Source organism: Streptomyces alkaliphilus (assembly GCF_014141535.1).
Lineage (GTDB): Bacteria > Actinomycetota > Actinomycetes > Streptomycetales > Streptomycetaceae > Streptomyces > Streptomyces alkaliphilus.
Genome location: NZ_VKHT01000749.1, coordinates 1 through 2,589 on the forward strand (window position 1 = coordinate 1; position 2,589 = coordinate 2,589).

The following is a 2,589-nucleotide window of genomic DNA, read 5'->3' on the forward strand; positions in this document are numbered from 1 at the left end:
CCTCCGGCAAGCCCCCGTTCCCCTCGTGGCCCCGCCCGGCTTCGCGCCGCGGCTCGGTCTCGCCAACCTCGACCTCTGTGCCGCCCTCCTCACCCCCGGCCCCATCTCATCACCACAGCCATCGAAGGACGGTGACCGCCCCGATCCCGGCCAGGAGGAGGAAGAGGAGGGTCGCCGCGAAACACCCCCAGCCGGCCAGGGTGTCCCCGATGTCGCCGCTCTCCTCCTCCCCCTCGGTCGGCGGGTCCGTGGAGCCCCATTCCAGGGGGCGCCCCGCCGCCCGGGACGCCTCCCGGCGCAGCTCGGCCAGTCGCTCCCGGGCGAAGGCCGTGGCGGCCTCCTCCTCGGGGCCGCGCCAGGCCACCAGGCGCATCCGCTCCACCGGGTCCGGGTGGCGGGCCTCGAAGGCCGCCACCTCCTCCGGTCGGCGGTCGGCCTCCAGCAGGCTCCACCGCCCGGCCTGCGCCGGCTCCCCGTACAGCCGGTACACCTCGGCGAGCCGGGCCCGGATCCCGAGGTTTTGGGGGAAGGAGCCCGCCAGGCCGCGCAGTCGCTGTCGGGCCACGGGGACGCGCCCCGCCGCCAGGTCCGTCTCCACCCTCTCCAGGGTGCGCTCGATGCCCATGACCGTTCATGTTCCGGGCCCGGCCGGGCGCCCCGCCACGGGTTTTCGCCCCCGCCCGGCCGGCCCCCGGACGGGGGTGTTGACACCGGGGTGGGAAAAGGGGTTGGGTTCTGTTCGGAAAATCGATCAGTGTTCGCAATTTCGAACAATCGGTCACCGGGACCCCGACGGGGACCGTCGAATCAGGCGAGGAGCCGCATGAGCGCACCGCACACCGCCCGCTTCACCCTCGATCCCGCGTTCACCGTCGGCACGGTGGATCCCCGGCTGTTCGGGTCCTTCGTGGAACACCTGGGTCGTTGCGTGTACACCGGCATCTTCGAGCCGGACCACCCGACCGCCGACGAGGACGGTCTGCGCACCGACGTGCTGGAGCTGATCCGAGAGCTGGGCGTGACCGCGATCCGCTACCCCGGTGGGAACTTCGTCTCCAATTACCGCTGGGAGGACGGCGTCGGTCCGGTGGAGGACCGGCCCCGCCGGCTCGACCTCGCCTGGAAGACCACCGAGACCAACCGCTTCGGGACCAACGAGTTCGTCTCCTTCGTCCGCAAGGTCGGTGGGGAGGCGATGATGGCGGTCAACCTCGGCACCCGCGGTGTCCCCGAGGCACTGGAGCTCCAGGAGTACGTCAACCATCCGGGCGGTACCGAGCTCTCCGACCGGCGCGCGGCCCACGGCCACCCGAACCCCCACGACATCCGCCTGTGGTGCCTGGGCAACGAGATGGACGGTCCCTGGCAGACCGGCCACAAGACCGCGGAGGAGTACGGCCGGCTGGCCGCCGAGACCGCCCGCGCCATGCGTCAGATGGACAAGGACGTGGAGCTGGTCGCGTGCGGCAGCTCCGGCAGCTCGATGGACACCTTCGCCTCCTGGGAGGCGACCGTCCTGGAGCACTGCTACGACCTGGTCGACCACATCTCCCTGCACTCCTACTACTACGAGCAGGAGGACGACCGCGACTCCTTCCTGGCCTCCGCGGTGGACACCGAGGCATTCATCGAGCAGGTCGTCGCCACCTGCGACCACGTCGGCGCCCGGTTGAAGTCGAAGAAGCGGATCAACCTCTCCTTCGACGAGTGGAACATCTGGTACATGGGCGGTCCGAAGGCGGCCCCGGTGCCCGAGCAGGAGTGGGGCGAGGCGCCCCGGCTGCTGGAGGACAACTACACCGTCACCGACGCCGTGGTGTTCGGTTCCCTGCTCATCGCCCTGCTGCGGCACGCCGATCGGGTGCGGATCGCCTGCCTGGCGCAACTGGTGAACGTCATCGCCCCGATCATGACCGAGCCGGGTGGTCCCGCCTGGCGCCAGACGACCTTCTTCCCGTTCGCCGCCGCTTCCCGGCACGGGCGGGGCACGGTCCTGGACGTGCGCGTGGACAGCCCCCGGCACACCACCGCCCGCCACGGTGAGGTGGACCTGCTGCACGCCACCGCCGTGCGGGACGGGGAGAGCGGCGCGGTGACCGTCTTCGCGGTCAACCGCGACCGGTCCGACGGGCTGCCGTTGGAGGTGGCGCTGCGCGGCACGGGTGTGAGCCGGGTGGTGGGGCACGAGGTGCTCTCCGACGCGGACCCGGACGCGAGCAACACCCTCGCCGAGCCCGAGCGGGTCGTCCCGCACGAGGGCGAGGGGGCCGAGGTCGCGGACGGGGTGTTGCGCGTGACGCTGGAGCCGATGTCCTGGAACGTCATCCGTCTCGCCTGACGCAGCGCCCGGGAGTGCGTCCGGGGCCGGGGGATGCCCGCCCCCGCCCCCGGAACCGGCACCGCCCCCACGGGGGAGGGGCGGTGCCGACCGGTGTCCGGGGCCGTTCCCGGGCGGGTCTCACGCCGGCACGGACAGCAGCAGGGCCCGGACCCGCCGGGTGATCTCCCGGCGCCCGGCCACCAGTACCGGATCGGTGTACCGCCCGGACCCGGGATCGGCGTGCTCCGGGGCGAAGTCGAGGGGCGGGG

At 72.5% G+C, this 2,589-nt stretch carries 2 protein-coding genes; one reads left to right on the top strand and one right to left on the bottom strand.

The window, feature by feature from the left end; all coding sequences use genetic code 11:
• Window positions 1-109: 109 nt before the first annotated feature.
• Window positions 110-625: a DUF6584 family protein gene (locus FNQ90_RS19345; protein ID WP_182607527.1), complete on the bottom strand. Its 516-nt coding sequence runs from the start codon at window positions 623-625 to the stop codon at window positions 110-112.
• 198 nt (window positions 626-823) lie between these two features.
• On the opposite strand from FNQ90_RS19345, the gene arfA reads away from it, so the two are divergent.
• Complete coding sequence (gene arfA, locus FNQ90_RS19350; RefSeq protein WP_182607528.1) at window positions 824-2,338, top strand: arabinosylfuranosidase ArfA; 1,515 nt, start codon at window positions 824-826, stop codon at window positions 2,336-2,338.
• The last annotated feature ends 251 nt before the right edge of the window (window positions 2,339-2,589 follow it).